The organism is Flagellimonas crocea, from assembly GCF_033441595.1.
In the GTDB taxonomy this organism is placed as follows: Bacteria; Bacteroidota; Bacteroidia; order Flavobacteriales; family Flavobacteriaceae; genus Flagellimonas; species Flagellimonas crocea.
The window spans coordinates 16,190-31,476 of sequence record NZ_JAUZVX010000005.1 but is presented as its reverse complement, the minus strand read 5'-3'; the positions used below and the strand labels follow the sequence as shown (position 1 = coordinate 31,476).

Here is a 15,287-nt window from a genome sequence, read left to right as displayed (position 1 = left end):
TCGTCGCTTCGCTTTGTCGGAATGACAATTGCACTTAAAATAAACACGGTGGATTTTAACCCATGGTGTTTTATTTCAAATATAACGCAGAAATGTGGGGGATTCTGTTAAGCGAATCCAAATTAATGGTGGAAAACCTTAATCGATGGTGTCAAAACCGCAATAGGGAACCAGCACTTCGGGTATTTTTATTCCTTCGTCGGTCTGATAGTTTTCCAAGATCCCGGCCAATACCCTTGGCAAAGCCAACGAACTTCCGTTCAAGGTGTGGGCCAATTGGCTTTTTCCATTTTCGTCCTTGTACCGCAATTTTAAGCGATTGGCCTGGAAGGTCTCAAAGTTGGATACGGAACTGATTTCCAACCAACGGTCTTGCGCGGTCGAGAACACTTCAAAATCAAAGGTCAGGGCAGAAGTGAAACCTAAATCCCCTCCGCAAAGACGCAAAATGCGGTAAGGCAATTTGAGTTCTCGCAGTATGTTTTTTACGTGCTCCACCATCTCATCCAAGGCTTGGTATGAATTGTTGGGGTGTTCCAATCGCACAATCTCTACTTTATCGAATTGGTGCAAACGGTTCAAACCGCGAACGTGTGCCCCGTAGCTACCTGCTTCACGACGGAAACAAGGGGTGTAGCCAGTGTATTTGATGGGGAAATCGCTTTCTGCCAAAATATCGCCTCGGTGCAAGTTGGTCACGGGTACTTCGGCTGTTGGAATCAGGTACAAATCATCAGCTTGGACATGGTACATTTGACCTTCCTTGTCGGGCAACTGACCTGTGCCGTAGCCTGAATCTTCGTTCACCATAAGCGGCACTTGCATCTCGGTATAACCAGCTTCGGCATTTTTATCCAAGAAATAGGCGATAAGGGCACGTTGCAAACGAGCACCTTTCCCTTTGTAAACAGGAAACCCAGCTCCAGTGATCTTCACACCTAGCTCAAAATCGATAATGTCGTATTTCTTGGCCAATTCCCAGTGTGGAAGTGCCCCATCTGACAAGGTTGGGATATCACCTTCTTTAAAAACCTCTTCGTTGTCCTCCTCAGAATTACCTGCGGGAACAGATTCGTGGGGAACGTTTGGAATCAAATACAATTGCTGCTGAAGCTCTTCGGCAGTTGCATTTAGGTCGTCACCCAATTTTTTGGATGCTTCTTTGAGTCCAGCAGTTTTTTCTTTCAGGACATTGGCCTCTTGCGCTTTTCCAGTTTTGAAAAGGATACCGATTTCCTTGGAAATTTTGTTGGATTCGGCCAGCGTAGCGTCCAGTTCGGTTTGGATGGAACGTCTTTTTTCATCGAGTTCCAAAACCTTTGAAATCATAGGTGCTGCATCGATGTTTCGCTTTTTTAGAGCGGTTATGATGGTTTCCTGGTTTTCCCTGATGTTCTGTAATTGAAGCATGGCCTTGTTTTGAGGCGCAAATTTAATTTAATCTGGAGAAGTGCCCAACTTTATTCCTTGGGAGAGGGCAGAATCCAATCATTATGGGCAAAATGTTTCCATGGAACGCTTGCCAAATCCACATTGGGGTCAATAAATTGTTGATAGGGACTTTGGTTGATCTTGACCCTGTTGTTCACATAAACCTCAATTTCCTCTCCTTTTTGGGCATATTCTTTTTTAAGGCGTTGTGCAAACTGCCAAGTAAAGTCGGGGTAGCAGGATACTCGCTGCTGTTGTTTTGCGGTCAGATAATTTTCCAGGTCGATTTCGACCGTATCCTTGGTTTGGGAGTTCACTACTTTGTAGGTAATTCTTCCTCCACGGCTACGGAGCATCATACGCCAGCTCAAACGGTGGCCTTCTTCGTTCCAAAGCACATCATCCTCAAAAAAATGGTGACGAAGCGGTAAAATCAATTGAAACAGAAAATAAATCCCAAGGACCGTCAAAATCGCATTCTTGGCTTTGGGGATGATAATCTTCGTTTCTGGAATGATTTTTTTTGTCCTTAAAAAGATGTTTCGAATGGTCTGCGGTTCAAAAAAGAAGACGATAAACGCTAGCGACAGGTATGGAAAAATACCAATTTGAAACACGATGCTATTGAACAAGTGAAAGAAAATGGAGAATATAAAGGCCATTTTCCGTGTAGGTTTCCAAAGTAGGGCAGGTACAATCAGCAGGTCAAAACAAATACCAAAAACCGCTATGATCTTATGGACCCATTTTTGTTGTAAAAAATCACCGATCAAATAATAGTCCTTTTTGGAACTCATCAATACATCGATCATGCTAAAATCCAACCAATCGGCATACAGTTTTGCGATGGATGCGTAGGTGTATACGATAAAAAGTTGCAGGATAATGACCCATCGAACCCAGTTGTACATGGATTGTGAACGTAGCCCAGGGTTTAATTTTGCATCCAACGAAGCATCGCGATGGGCAGGTGAAAAGGCCATAATGTAGGCGAGCAACATCAACAGGTAATAGTGGTTGTTGTACGATGTTTTTTGCATCAAATACACGCCTGACCACAATATGGCAAATGCCAAAGCGCTAAATCGGTACTTGTATCCAAATGCTATCAAAAGCCCCAAAGTGCCCATCACAGCGAAGTAGATGTACATACCATTCCCGGGCAATGGCTGCAACCATTCAAACCAGATAAAGGAAAAGGTGAATTCAGGCTCCACCAAGGTTCGGCGCACCCATCCCGTGGCTATGGCGCCATAACATTCGGCACTGACCAAAAGGCCATAAAATACCCTGAAAACCACAAGTTGTGCGTTGTCAATCTTCTTAAAAAGAAATTGGTCGAGCATTTATTTGGAGATTAGGTCCAAAGAGTGGCTTTTGTCTTTTTTCAACTGTTCCTTAAGTTCTTCGATTGACTTGAACTTGTGCTCGTCACGTATTCGGTGCAGCAGTTGTACCTGGATTTTTTTGTCGTAAAGGTCTCCTTCAAAATCAAAGAAATTGACTTCGATACTTTTTTGGGAACCGTCCACGGTAGGGTTGAAACCAATATTCATCATTCCAAAATACTCTTTCCCGTTAAGTTGACTTTTGACCACGTAAGCACCATTTTTGGGAATGAGCTTGTATTCTTCGGCAATATGAAGATTGGCGGTCGGAAAACCAAAATCCCTTCCCAGACCTTTTCCTTTTTTTACTGTTCCTGTGAGCATGTAAGCATAATTCAGGTAGGTATTGGCAGTTTCCACGTCGCCCTCCAATAGTGCCCTACGGATTTTGGTGGAGCTTATGGAAACGTCATCGATCTCCTGTGCGGGAATTTCTTCCACATCGAATCCCAGGGTGTCGCCAAATGAAATCAAATCTTGGATATTGGCATTTCGGTTGCGACCAAACCTGTGGTCGTAGCCGATGATTATTTTTTTCGCCTTGATGCTGTTGACCAATAAGTCACGCACAAAATCAATAGCGGAAAGTCTCGAAAACCCTCTTGTGAAGGGGTGGATGATCAAATAGTCCAAGCCCAAAGTTTCCAGTATCTGTTTTTTCTCCTCGAGGGTATTCAACAATTTAATGTCAACATCCTTCTGCAATACCATTCGGGGATGCGGGAAAAAAGTGAGCACGGTGGATTTGAGCCCCGTGTTTTTGGCATTATTTGTGAGGCGTTCCAATATTTTACGGTGCCCCAAGTGTACACCATCAAAGGTGCCAATGGTCACTACCGTATGATGCGGAACGTCCTTAAAATCAGAAATGTTTTGGATTGCTTGCAACTGATCAATAAATAAAAAAAGGCTTACATTTGAATTTGTACTATGCCCTAACCGTGTATGAAAGCTAAGTTACATCTTGTTTTTTCAATAACCATATTTTTTAGCTGCTTTTGCATTTACGGGCAGCAAGGTTATTGGAAAACAGTGCCCAAACAGTCGAACCTACGAAGTGCTTCCCTGAACGACATTTCGAGTGCCAAAAAAGTTTTGTCGCTGGACAAGGAAGTCTTTGTGGACGAAATGAAGTCCTCTTCCACGGCAAAGGGCGGCAATCCAGAAATATACTTGCCCAACAATGAAGGGAGCGTAGTTCCTTTTCGTTTGAAAGAAACATCTGTATTGCACCCGGACCTAGCCAAAAAATATCCGAATATAAAATCCTATTCCGGGGTCAGTCTGGATGGTAGGTATAAGGTCAAGCTCAGCAGTTCCCAATTGGGCCTACAGACCATGGTTGTGGACGTGCAGAACAACAGCACTACTTTTATGGAACCTGTTTCCAACAAACCGGGTACTTATGTGCTTTATGACAAAGAGGATGGGATGTCCTTAAAAATGGATTTTATTTGTGAAACCAGTAAAGATCTGTTCGGAACATCCAATAAATCTTCTAATACCACTGGGAAGACCATTGTTCCTTTGGTGGATGGGCAGGTGTTGCGCAAATATAGGATTGCGGTCTCAGCCTCCGGGGAGTATACCCAGGAGCTTGGCGGAACCGTGGCAGATGCCCTGGCGGGAATCAATGCAACGTTGACCCGGGTAAATGAGGTTTTTGAAACAGACCTGGGAGTTACCTTGGAACTTGTGGCCAATAATGATCTTATCATCTACACCAACCCCAATACCGATCCTTACGACGATAGCTTAAATGCGGAAGTACAGTCCACCATAACCTCTATAATCGGAGAGGGGAATTATGATGTGGGACATCTTTTCCATAAAGTAAATGAAGGACTGGACAATGGAAATGCCGGATTTATTGGAGCAGTTTGTGTTGATAACAGAAAAGGAAGCGCTTTTTCCTCGGCATTCAATCCCCAGGGAGATGTTTTTGATCTGGATTATGTGGCCCACGAACTCGGGCATCAATTTGGGGCAAACCATACATGGTCCTTCGAGTCCGAAGGAACCGGCGTGCAGGCGGAACCTGCCAGTGGAAGCACGATTATGGGGTATGCGGGAATCGTTGAAGGAAATAATGTGGCCGCCAGTGGTGACGATTACTTCCATTTTCTCAGTATCCTTCAAATATCCGCCTATTTGGAGACAACTTCCTGTGCCCAAACCCAAGCACTGACCAATTCACCTCCGGTACTTACCCCGGTGGACAATTTTATCATTCCCAAAGGAACAGCATTTGTGCTGGAAGGCAGCGCCACCGACCCAGATGTGGGCGATGTGCTTACCTATACTTGGGAACAGGTGGACGATGGTCTGGTGACCACTGCCTCATTCGGCCCTACAAATCCGAGCGGCGCCAACTTTAGGTCAATACCACCATCCACTGACCCCATACGATATTTTCCCAGATTATCCGAAGTGGCCCAAGGCAATTTGACCCAGGTCAATCCAGCAACGGGAACCGCGTGGGAGACCGTATCCGATATTGAACGAAACTTGAATTTTGCTTGCACGGTTCGGGATAATGCGGAAGAAGGGGGACAAGTAGTGTCCGATGTGCTGAACGTGAGGGTTATCAAGGCCGCAGGTCCGTTTTTGGTTACCTCACAGGGCGCAGATGAAATCTATCAGGCAGGCTCCATACAAGAAGTTACTTGGGATGTGGCCAATACCAATGTGGCGCCTATTGACGCTCAGACCGTTGATATTTTTCTTTCTTTGGATGGAGGACTTACCTTTCCAATTACGCTTTTGGAAAATACGATCAACGATGGTACCGAAGAAGTGCTTCTTCCTGGAAATGTCACCGGAAATGCACGGATTATGGTAAAGGCCAGCGAGAACATATTTTTTGCGGTCAATGCCACCGATTTTACGATTGAGGAATCCGAGGTTGTTCTAAACTTTGAAGCGTTGGATTATGAAGCGTGTCAGCCGGATGATCTGGTGATTCCCTTCATTTATGAAACGTATGCGGGATTCAGTGAAAACTCAACCTTTAGTGCAGATGTTCCTGTGGGTCTGACCGCCAATTTTTCTCCAACGGAAGCAAGTACGGACAATACCGCTATAAATTTGACCCTTTCAAATACGGATGCCGTAGCGCCAGGTGTTTATGATATTACGGTAACCTCCACGGCAGCTACTGTGACCAAAAGTGTGATGCTCTCGTTGACCGTGCAGGACGGTACCTTTTCAGAAGTTGCGCTTTTGTCCCCGGCCAATGGGGAAGGAGGGGTGTCTTTGGACGCTGAACTCAGTTGGGAAGAAAGCGCGTTGTACACCAGTTACGATGTGGAAATTGCTATAGATCCTGGATTTGTCAATATTGTGGAATCTGCCACCATCCCATTTACCCATTACAGGGCCACCGGATTGCAGCCGGAAACGGAATATTTTTGGAGGGTAAGGCCAAACAACGGTTGTGGGACAGGGACTTTTGGAAACGCCTTCAATTTTATCACCTCACAGGTAGACTGTAAAAATAGGGAGCCCAATAACTTGCCTATTGCTATTTCGTCTTCCGGAACACCTACGATTACAACTTCCGTTTTGTTTGTGGAAGATTTGCCGATATCAGATGTCAATGTAAACTTGCAATTGGACCATACCTATTTGGAAGATTTGATCATTACACTGATATCTCCAGCGGGAACAGAAGTTACCTTGATTTCCAATACGTGCGGGGATTTGAATAACATTGATGCTGTTTTTGATGATGATGGCAGTCCTATTGAATGCACGGGAAACCCTGCTATTTCGGGAGCGGTTACGCCCCTTGGGTCTTTGGCCTCATTAAAGGGAGAGTCCATTTTAGGGGAATGGATATTGGAAATTCAAGATACAGCTGCGAGTGATGGTGGAAATTTGATTTCTTTCTCTTTGGATGTCTGCATCGAAGGAAGTTACCGGCCCGATGATGATGGGGACGGTGTTTTTGATGATGGCGACGACCTCTGTTTGGGAACTCCCAAAGGTGTTGAGGTCGATACCAATGGATGTGCGATCTATCGGTTTGCACAGGACAACTTCGAAGTGGAAATTTCCAGTGAAACCTGCAGGAGCAATGATGACGGGTCTATATCCATTACTCCTTTGGATACTTCCATAACGTATACGGCGGTATTGAGCGATACCGGAGGCTCGGAAACCGTGGAGTTTACAAATTCGCAAACGTTCGGCGGACTTGCCGCAGGTGAATATACGGTATGTATTACGGGGACCAATGGCATGGTCAATTATCAAGAAGTCTGTTTCAATGCCGTGATCACCCAGCCAGATGTACTGGATATAGACGCATTTATGGATTCTGGAATATTGAGCGTAGAAATGGTCGGAGCCTCATTTTATAATGTAGAGCTGAACGGATTGGTGACACAAACGGAATCGACCAAACTTCAGCTTCCTTTAAAGGAAGGAGTAAACACGTTAAGGGTCTACTCAAACCTGCCTTGTCAGGGAACAGTGGAAAAAACGTTGTTCTATTCTTCAAGACCTATAATATCGCCCAATCCTGTAGATGCGGTTACCGAGATTTATCTTGGCGGATATGTAGGTAAGGTGGGGATTCAAATTTTCACATCCAATGGCAGGTTGGTGAAAAGCTTTGACCAAACTTCGACGGGAGATAACATGATGTTGGATTTGGCCAGTCTGCCAAAAGGAATTTACTATCTAGGCCTGAAAAAGGCGGGTGAAATGGAAATGTTTAAACTTATTAAAAGATGATTCGAAATATAATTGGATTGTTCATCTTGGCTTTTTTGGTTTCCTGTGGTGGGGATGATGGTCCGCCACCGGCACCTGAAGGTGCGGAGCTGGTGTTTCCCGAGGAAAACTCGGAGTGCACCACGGGAACCACTATCAATGAGTTTTCAAGTCAGGTTACCTTTAGATGGAATGTGTCCAAAAACACCGACACCTATACATTAAGCGTTGTGAACTTGGCTACCAATGTCCCTCAAAATATCTCCACGGCCGCAACTTCTGCAAGTCTTACTATTTCCAAAGGGACTCCATATGCATGGTCCGTGACCTCAAGAAACTCAGAATCCGACCAAGTAGCCTCCAGCCCAACATGGTTATTTTACAATGCAGGGTCACAGACCACTTATGCGCCATTTCCGGCCCAATTGGTCAACCCAGCATCAGGGTCGACTGTACAGCGAAATCTGGCCAACGAAGTAGTGTTGGAGTGGGACGGGGCCGATGTGGACAACGATATTGATTCTTTTGAAATATTTTTTTCCGAAGAAACCCCTCCAACAACATCCATGGGCAACACGAATGCCACCACTATGGAAATGCCCGTTTCGGTAGCATCTGGAACCGTTTATTACTGGATGGTGATCACGACCGATCTGGAAGGAAACACCTCAAGCTCCGGTATATTTGATTTTAGGGTACTTTAGGGCTATTTACCGTTGAATTGATTCATGGTATTTTTTGCCCCTGCAAACATAAAGGACCGTATAAGGTCGGTAGACTTTTTCAAGCGCTCCGTCATTGCTTTTTGTTGCTCGTCGTCCCATTTGCCCAGAACGTAATCCACTTGTTTGCCTTTGCCAAAATCGGAACCTACTCCAAATCTAAAGCGATTGTAATTGGTGGTCTGCAATATGTTCTGTATGTCCTTTAAACCATTATGCCCTCCATCGCTGCCTTTGCCTTTCAATCGTATGGAACCAAAGGGCAGGTTGATATCGTCCGTGATGATCAATACATGGTCAATCCCAATATTCTCTTTGTCCATCCAATATTTCACCGCTTTCCCGCTGAGGTTCATATAGGTGGATGGTTTAAGGCAGACCGCATTTTTGCCCTTGTATTTAAAGGTGGTCACAGCTCCCAACTTGGCACTTTCGAACGTTAGGTCTTCTTGTTCTGCCAAAAAATCAAGGATTTTAAAGCCAATGTTGTGACGGGTGTCTTCATATTCGGGTCCTATGTTCCCAAGACCAACGATAAGAAATTTTTTCATGGGATCAGTTTCTTGCAGGAGTTGTTTTGATGGTCCAAAAAGTTGTTTGATAAAGTTGAGCATCAACTGTTTTCATTTTCCTTAAAAATACAAAAGCATCCCAATTTTTACCGAAGTAAAAAAGGGATGCTCTTATAAAATCTTCAAAGTGCTATTCTGCAGCTTCGGTAGCTGGAGCCTCACCACCTTCGGCAGCCTCGGCAGCTTCTCCTTCTACTCCTTCTTCATCTTCGTCTTCAAGTTCTTCATCAACAGAAGTCCTAGAAGCTTTAACTTGAACGATAGCGGTGCTATCTGGGTGAAGGAATGTGTAATCGTCATTTAGAATGGTTTCCACTGCAATGGTCTGTCCGATTCTCAACTTGGAAATGTCCACGGTGATAAAATCGGGAAGCAAAGCAGGCAACGCCCTAATGGACAGTTTTCTTTTTCTGAAAAGCAAACGTCCACCGTTCCTTACACCAGGAGAATTTCCTTCCAAACGAACAGGAATTCTCATAGTGATACGCTTGTCCTCGAACAATTGGTAGAAATCTACGTGCAAGATGCTGTCCGTTACAGGGTGAAATTGAATGTCCTGCAAAACGGCGTCAAATTTTTGACCATCTTCCAGTTCAATTACCGCGGTGTAGGCATTTGGGGTGTACACCAAGTCTTTGAATGCGATTTCGTCAGCAGAAAAATGCACTGGTTTATCCCCTCCGTACAGTACGCAAGGGACCTTTCCAGCATTACGTAGGGCCTTGGTCGCTACCTTGCCCACGCTTTCTCTTTGGGATCCTTTGATTGTAATTGACTTCATTGTTATATATTAAAATTGATTTACATTAAAAATTTTGAGGATATTGAAGTGTTGTGGTGAACCCGGTGCATTACATCTGCAAACAGGTCGGCACAAGACAATACCTTGATTTTTTCTTTATTATGGTCCACGGGAATGGAATCTGTGATGATCAATTCCGTTAACTTGGATTTTTCTATTCTTTCGTATGCCTTTCCGGATAACAATCCGTGGGTTGTTACGGCACGAACGCTCTCGGCCCCGCGCTCCATCATCAGATCGGCAGCCCTGGTAAGTGTGCCGGCAGTGTCCACCATATCATCCACCAACACCACATTTTTGCCCTGTACGTCCCCAATGAGTTCCATGTGCGAGATTACATTGGCCTTTGCTCTTTGCTTATAACAGATTACTACGTCGCATTCCAAGGCTTTGGAATAGGCATAGGCCCTTTTGGAACCGCCCATATCCGGAGATGCAATACAGAGATTGTCCAATTTTAGGCCTTTCAGATATGGAAGGAACAAGGTGGACGCGAACAAATGATCCACAGGTTTCTCGAAAAATCCTTGGATCTGGTCGGCGTGCAGATCCATGGTGATAATCCTGGTCGCACCGGCCGTTTCCAGCATTTTGGCCACTAACTTAGCGGCGATGGGAACCCGGGGTTTGTCTTTTCTGTCCTGTCTGGCCCAACCAAAATAGGGCATAACTGCGGTAATGTGCCTAGCGGAGGCTCTCTTTGCAGCATCCAACATCAACAGCATTTCCATCAAGTTTTCCGAGCTGGGATTGGTAGATCCTATAATAAAAATCCTTGCTCCGCGAATGGACTCCTCGAACGAGGGCTGAAATTCGCCATCGCTGTACCGGGAGAATTGGATTTTTCCCAATTCCGCGCCGTACGAGGCAGCAATCTTCCTACCCAGTTCTACACTTTGGGTGCAAGCAAAAATTTTAGGTTCCGGAACTTGATAGGCCATTACAATCTCTTGTTAACTAGCGTTTTAAAGTACTTTTTTGCAAAGAGGTGCAAATTTAATAATTAATTCGGGTTGCTAAAGGATAAATGGAAGTATTTTTTGGTGATAAATAAAATTATTTTTTTAGCTTTGCACTCGCATTTGAAAATGAGTGCCAAAATGCCTTGGTGGCGGAACTGGTAGACGCGCTGGATTCAAAATCCAGTGTCTTCGGACGTGTGGGTTCGATTCCCACCCAAGGTACTGAAAAACCTCGACAATTTTGTTGGGGTTTTTTGTTTTTCCGATGTTTTTGGGATATCATGGAAGCCTGGTTTCAGATTTTTTCCTTGCTATATTCGATAAAAAGGAGGGAAATCGATCATAATGGCAGGGTCCTACACGGAAAATAAACCCGACAAATCGGTCCAGTTCCATTTTAAATCCTTTCCTTTACATACCATTATGGATCAAGGATCCGAATTGCTTCAATCCTTAAATAAAAAAGACAGCTCTTTTCCTCTCACAATACCAATGTTCAGGGCAACTTCTTAATTATTTTTTGCTTGTTCCAATAAATTTCAGCAAGTGCCAACATATAATGCCACGAGGTGGTGTCTGTTCGGCAACTGTTCGCTTCTGCCGGGACCATGTTCCACAGAGCTCTTTCCATGTATGGTTCCATTTAACTTGAATCAATAAACAAATCTATATGCTTAAAATAAAAATAGTTCCCGGTGAGAACATTGAACGAGCTTTGAAAAGATACCGGAACAAAGTGAGAAGTACCCAGCAGCTAAAACGCATTAGGGAAAATCAACAATTTACCAAAAAATCAAAAGAGAAGAGGGAGACCCTGGCAAAGGCGGTCTATAAAAATGAGTTTCTCAAAAGAAATGAGGAGTGATGCCATGGAAAAAGATTTAAATCTGGCCGTTCTGATCGACGGTGATAATATTCCCTCGAAGTATGTAAAGGAGATGTTGGAGGAGATTGCAAAATATGGAAATCCGAGCGTCAAAAGAATATATGGGGACTGGACCAAACCAAGTTTGGTAAAGTGGAAAGATGTGCTCCTTAAAAATGCCATTACCCCAGTTCAGCAATATGGTTATACCACTGGGAAGAATTCCACGGACAGCGCCATGATCATAGACGCCATGGACATTCTGTATTCCGGAAAGGTGAACGGATTTTCCTTGGTTTCCAGCGATAGCGATTTTACGCGTTTGGCCATTAGGCTGAGAGAGGCGGGAATGACCGTTTTTGGTATTGGGGAGCGAAAAACACCGGATCCCTTTATAGTTTCCTGCGACAAGTTCATATATCTGGAGATCCTGCAAAAGCCACAAGTGGGCGAATCCAATGTGTCTCAAAAGAACGAGAAGAGCAAGATCGATAAGGTAACGCCCAAAGTGATCAACCTTATACTTTCCACCATTGCCGATGTGGAAGATGAGGAAGGATGGGCTTTCTTGGGAGAAGTTGGCACACTTTTGCAGAAAAAGCAGCCCAATTTTGATGCCAGGAACTATGGCTTCAGAAAATTGACACCTCTGGTGAAATCCATCGACCAAATTGAAATTGGGTCAAGAAAAAACCCGAAAGGCAATGGAAACCTGATCTATGTGAGGAGTACATCCTAAAACAAAAAGAAAGTAATGAGGCCTCTTTCCATATCGAAGCAGATTACAAAAAGGGACACGCCGTCCCTTACCAAATATCTTAGCGACATTAGTCGTATTCCCATGATAACCGAGGAAGAGGAGGTGGATTTGGCTGTTCGAATCAGGAACGGGGACAACCAGGCCATGGAAAAACTGGTCATGTCCAACCTAAGGTTTGTGGTATCGGTAGCAAAGCAATATCAATCCAGGGGGCTCAACCTGCACGATTTGATCAATGAAGGCAATCTGGGACTGGTAAAGGCTGCTTCCAAATTTGATGAGACCCGTGGATTCAAGTTTATTTCTTATGCCGTTTGGTGGATACGCCAAGGGATAATACAGGCCCTCTCGGAGAAATCGAGAATGGTACGGTTGCCCTTGAACAAGATAAATGTGATCAATAAAATAGGCAGTGTTTCTTCCCGTTTTGAACAAAAGCACCAAAGGCAGCCCACTGCGGAAGAGATTGCGGAACTGATCGATTTTTCATTATCGGAGATCAAAGTTTGTTTAAGTCATTCTTCCTGGTCCATTTCAATGGACGGCCCCCTTGTTGGGGATACGGGATTTAATATGTACGATGTTATAAGCTCGGAGGTTTATGATAGTCCCGAGCAAAATCTTTTGGACGGCTCTTTAAAATTGGAGATAGATGATATTTTGGAAATTCTGTCGTACCGGGAAGCATTCATCATTAAAATGTTCTTTGGTATTGGAACGGATGACTCCATGGGACTGGAGCAGATTGCCCTTCACTTGGATATAACCACGGAAAGGGTAAGACAAATTAAAATAAAGGCTTTGGCCCGATTGAGAAAATCTTCAAGAACCGAAATCTTAAAGGAATATCTTTAAATAGGGATTCTTTGGACTTGTTTATAACGTAAATCGAATTTTAAGCGGCCAATTCTTTTTCAAAGGCCATAAAGTGCGTCAGTTCGTTCTTTGAATTGAAAAGAGGCATTATTTGAATTTCACAAAGATATTTTTCCCCATTTTTTTTGTAGTTCAAAATGGAACCGACGTAATTCTGGTTGTTGTTGATTTTTTCTCCGATTTCCTTGATAATGGTCTTGGAGGTTTGCTCCCCCTGAAGAAAATTAGGCTTTTTTCCCAGTGCATATTTTTTATCGTAGCCCGTCATTTCCGTAAATCCGTGGTTTACCCAAACAATGTTCCTGTTCCTGTCCGTGACCACCAATGCGTCAAAAGTATCCTGCTTCACCATGTTCTCCATAGTGGCGTCAAGGTTTCTTTTAAGGATTGACCGTATCTGCTTCACTTCGACCTCTCTTTTAAGGTTCTTCGCCAGACGGCGGTAATTATCTAAATACACATCAAAACTTACTAAGGGCAGGTTCGGAAAATTACGTGTCTCCAACATTTTTGCGGATTTTTCTCTTCAAATATCACCGCAATATACGTGTTTATGGTTTTTGATCACGATCAATATGATTTTTACGTTCGATTTTATATTGGTTTGATGGATTTTCGCCCAGATCGAAGGTTCAAGTATTGTTAATATCAAGGTTCGTGCTCGGTGTTCACTATGGCTAATTATCTGACAGTCATGAATAGTTAAAGAACTGTGAAAAAAATTTTTCGGAAATGAGTTTTGGATGAATTTTTCGGAGCCCTTGTCCTACGTCTGCTCCCATGGTTTTTTGTCATTTGAAAACATAAATGTTGATAAAAGTGTTAAGAACCTAATGGGGGTGACTTAAAATCCAAGTAAAGAAAATATGAATTTTACATTCAAGCTATTTTTACAACTCCAAACCGTTTTCTTCATGCAGATTACTCAGATAACTAAGAGGGATTTTAGTACGCAAGAATTTGATTTACACAAGATTACAAATGCAATCTTGAAGGCCATGACCGCTGTTGAGCATGGTCAGATCACCGATGCGCAGAACATTGCCGACAACGTTAACAAGGTGTTGTTGGAGCGAAAGAGCCAAGACGAACATTATTTGCCGACCGTAGAGGAAGTGCAAGATGTTGTTGAGAACGAACTCATGAACAGTGAGTTCCATGATGCGGCAAAAGCCTACATTATTTACAGGAACAAAAGGGCACAGATGCGCCAGTCGGATATTTTCGAGAAGCGTATCAATTTGAAGCCTTACGAGTATCCCCAATTGTATGAGTATGTGCCAGCGATCAGACACAGTTATTGGATTCATACCGAGTTCAATTTCACTAGCGATATCCAAGATTTTAAATCCGGATTGACGGAGGTGGAGCGTAGTGCCATCAAAAATACCATGTTGGCCATTTCGCAGATAGAGGTAGCGGTAAAAACGTTCTGGGGAGATATTTACCATAGAATGCCCAAACCTGAAATCGGTTCTGTAGGGGCCACTTTTGCAGAAAGTGAAGTACGTCACCACGACGCCTACTCGCACTTGTTGGAAATTCTTGGATTGAACCGTGAGTTCGAAAACCTGAAGAAAAAACCCGTAATCATGAAAAGGGTGCAGTATTTGGAGACTGCCCTTAAAAATGCAAAAAGTGAGAACAATAAGGAGTATGCGGAATCCATCTTGCTTTTCTCCCTTTTTATAGAGCATGTGTCCCTATTCTCACAATTCTTGATCATTATGGCATTCAACAAGCACAAAAATGTGCTGAAAGGAATTTCCAATGTTGTTGAGGCCACATCAAAAGAGGAGCAGATCCATGGAGATTTTGGTATCGATGTGATCAACATCATCAAAAATGAACATCCAGAGTGGTTCGACGACGACTACAAGGAAATGATTCAGGATATCTGTGAAAAAGCATTTGAGGCAGAGAGTAAAATAGTGGATTGGATCTTTGAAGATGGTGAATTGGATTTCTTGCCGAAAAACTTGGTGAACGAATTCATCAAAAACAGATTCAACAACTCGTTGGAGAGCATAGGAATCTCTAAAATATTCGATGTTGACCAAAAATTATTGGAGCAGACCGAATGGTTCGATGACGAGATCATAGGAACAAAACATGGAGACTTTTTCGTAAAAAGATCCATCAACTATAGCAAAAGAACACAAAGTATAACCAGCGACGACCTTTTTTAAA

The 15,287-nt window shown here is 43.5% G+C and carries 13 protein-coding genes and 1 tRNA gene; 7 read left to right on the top strand and 7 right to left on the bottom strand.

Going from position 1 to position 15,287, the window contains the following annotated elements; genetic code table 11:
* Window positions 1–138: 138 nt before the first annotated feature.
* Genes serS through SD449_RS16455 form a run of 3 tightly spaced genes read right to left on the bottom strand, consistent with a single transcriptional unit; the run spans window position 139 to window position 3,707 of the window.
* On the bottom strand, window positions 139–1,410 hold the full coding sequence (gene serS / locus SD449_RS16465) for a serine--tRNA ligase (protein ID WP_318312148.1): 1,272 nt from the start codon (window positions 1,408–1,410) through the stop codon (window positions 139–141).
* 50 nt (window positions 1,411–1,460) lie between these two features.
* Window positions 1,461–2,777 carry an HTTM domain-containing protein gene (locus SD449_RS16460; protein WP_318312146.1) on the bottom strand — a complete coding sequence of 439 codons (1,317 nt, stop codon included), beginning with the start codon at window positions 2,775–2,777 and terminating at the stop codon, window positions 1,461–1,463.
* Complete coding sequence (locus SD449_RS16455) at window positions 2,778–3,707, bottom strand: bifunctional riboflavin kinase/FAD synthetase (RefSeq protein WP_318312145.1); 930 nt, start codon at window positions 3,705–3,707, stop codon at window positions 2,778–2,780.
* 144 nt (window positions 3,708–3,851) lie between these two features.
* Here SD449_RS16455 and SD449_RS16450 point away from each other — a divergent pair, with 144 nt between their 5' ends.
* A complete protein-coding gene (locus tag SD449_RS16450; RefSeq protein ID WP_318312144.1) occupies window positions 3,852–7,559 on the top strand; it encodes a reprolysin-like metallopeptidase in 3,708 nt (1,235 codons plus the stop codon).
* A complete protein-coding gene (locus tag SD449_RS16445; RefSeq protein ID WP_318312142.1) occupies window positions 7,556–8,242 on the top strand; it encodes a hypothetical protein in 687 nt (228 codons plus the stop codon). The genes SD449_RS16450 and SD449_RS16445 overlap by 4 nt, the downstream gene beginning before the upstream one ends.
* Window positions 8,243–8,244: 2 nt before the next feature.
* Here the strand turns inward: SD449_RS16445 and pth are convergent, their stop codons facing one another.
* From pth to SD449_RS16430, 3 genes are all read right to left on the bottom strand, one after another.
* Window positions 8,245–8,874, bottom strand: a complete 630-nt coding sequence (gene pth / locus SD449_RS16440; RefSeq protein ID WP_318312141.1) for an aminoacyl-tRNA hydrolase — start codon at window positions 8,872–8,874, stop codon at window positions 8,245–8,247.
* An 88-nt stretch (window positions 8,875–8,962) separates the two neighbouring features.
* Entirely contained in the window at window positions 8,963–9,613 is a 651-nt protein-coding gene (locus SD449_RS16435) for a 50S ribosomal protein L25/general stress protein Ctc (RefSeq protein WP_318312139.1), read from the bottom strand.
* Window positions 9,614–9,633: 20 nt separating this feature from the next.
* Entirely contained in the window at window positions 9,634–10,575 is a 942-nt protein-coding gene (locus SD449_RS16430; RefSeq protein WP_318312138.1) for a ribose-phosphate pyrophosphokinase, read from the bottom strand.
* Window positions 10,576–10,736: 161 nt separating this feature from the next.
* Between SD449_RS16430 and SD449_RS16425 the strand changes: the two genes are divergently transcribed.
* The 4 genes from SD449_RS16425 to SD449_RS16410 all read left to right on the top strand — a co-directional run bounded on the left by SD449_RS16425 (window position 10,737) and on the right by SD449_RS16410 (window position 13,076).
* Window positions 10,737–10,818: transfer RNA gene (locus SD449_RS16425), tRNA-Leu, on the top strand.
* 448 nt (window positions 10,819–11,266) lie between these two features.
* Window positions 11,267–11,461 carry a small ribosomal subunit protein bS21 gene (locus SD449_RS16420; protein WP_318312136.1) on the top strand — a complete coding sequence of 65 codons (195 nt, stop codon included), beginning with the start codon at window positions 11,267–11,269 and terminating at the stop codon, window positions 11,459–11,461.
* A gap of 4 nt (window positions 11,462–11,465) precedes the next feature.
* Window positions 11,466–12,200, top strand: coding sequence for an NYN domain-containing protein (locus tag SD449_RS16415; RefSeq protein WP_318312380.1), 735 nt, complete (start codon window positions 11,466–11,468; stop codon window positions 12,198–12,200).
* 15 nt (window positions 12,201–12,215) lie between these two features.
* Complete coding sequence (locus SD449_RS16410) at window positions 12,216–13,076, top strand: sigma-70 family RNA polymerase sigma factor (RefSeq protein WP_318312134.1); 861 nt, start codon at window positions 12,216–12,218, stop codon at window positions 13,074–13,076.
* A gap of 40 nt (window positions 13,077–13,116) precedes the next feature.
* Here SD449_RS16410 and SD449_RS16405 read toward each other — a convergent pair whose 3' ends face one another.
* Window positions 13,117–13,605 (bottom strand): PAS domain-containing protein, encoded by a 489-nt coding sequence (locus SD449_RS16405; protein ID WP_318312133.1) that lies wholly within the window; start codon window positions 13,603–13,605, stop codon window positions 13,117–13,119.
* Window positions 13,606–14,011: 406 nt separating this feature from the next.
* Here SD449_RS16405 and SD449_RS16400 point away from each other — a divergent pair, with 406 nt between their 5' ends.
* Window positions 14,012–15,286 (top strand): ribonucleotide-diphosphate reductase subunit beta, encoded by a 1,275-nt coding sequence (locus SD449_RS16400; RefSeq protein WP_318312132.1) that lies wholly within the window; start codon window positions 14,012–14,014, stop codon window positions 15,284–15,286.
* Window position 15,287 lies beyond the last annotated feature (1 nt).

What these genes read in the sequence shown, in the direction of transcription:
- SD449_RS16445 (WP_318312142.1), top strand. Translation starts at nt 7,556, where the DNA reads ATGATTCGAAATATAATTGGATTGTTCATCTTGGCTTTTTTGGTTTCC.
- SD449_RS16420 (WP_318312136.1), top strand. Translation starts at nt 11,267, where the DNA reads ATGCTTAAAATAAAAATAGTTCCCGGTGAGAACATTGAACGAGCTTTG.
- SD449_RS16435 (WP_318312139.1), bottom strand. Translation starts at nt 9,613, where the DNA reads ATGAAGTCAATTACAATCAAAGGATCCCAAAGAGAAAGCGTGGGCAAG.
- SD449_RS16415 (WP_318312380.1), top strand. Translation starts at nt 11,466, where the DNA reads ATGGAAAAAGATTTAAATCTGGCCGTTCTGATCGACGGTGATAATATT.
- SD449_RS16460 (WP_318312146.1), bottom strand. Translation starts at nt 2,777, where the DNA reads ATGCTCGACCAATTTCTTTTTAAGAAGATTGACAACGCACAACTTGTG.
- SD449_RS16410 (WP_318312134.1), top strand. Translation starts at nt 12,216, where the DNA reads ATGAGGCCTCTTTCCATATCGAAGCAGATTACAAAAAGGGACACGCCG.
- pth (WP_318312141.1), bottom strand. Translation starts at nt 8,874, where the DNA reads ATGCTCAACTTTATCAAACAACTTTTTGGACCATCAAAACAACTCCTG.
- SD449_RS16405 (WP_318312133.1), bottom strand. Translation starts at nt 13,605, where the DNA reads ATGTTGGAGACACGTAATTTTCCGAACCTGCCCTTAGTAAGTTTTGAT.
- SD449_RS16430 (WP_318312138.1), bottom strand. Translation starts at nt 10,575, where the DNA reads ATGGCCTATCAAGTTCCGGAACCTAAAATTTTTGCTTGCACCCAAAGT.
- serS (WP_318312148.1), bottom strand. Translation starts at nt 1,410, where the DNA reads ATGCTTCAATTACAGAACATCAGGGAAAACCAGGAAACCATCATAACC.
- SD449_RS16400 (WP_318312132.1), top strand. Translation starts at nt 14,012, where the DNA reads ATGCAGATTACTCAGATAACTAAGAGGGATTTTAGTACGCAAGAATTT.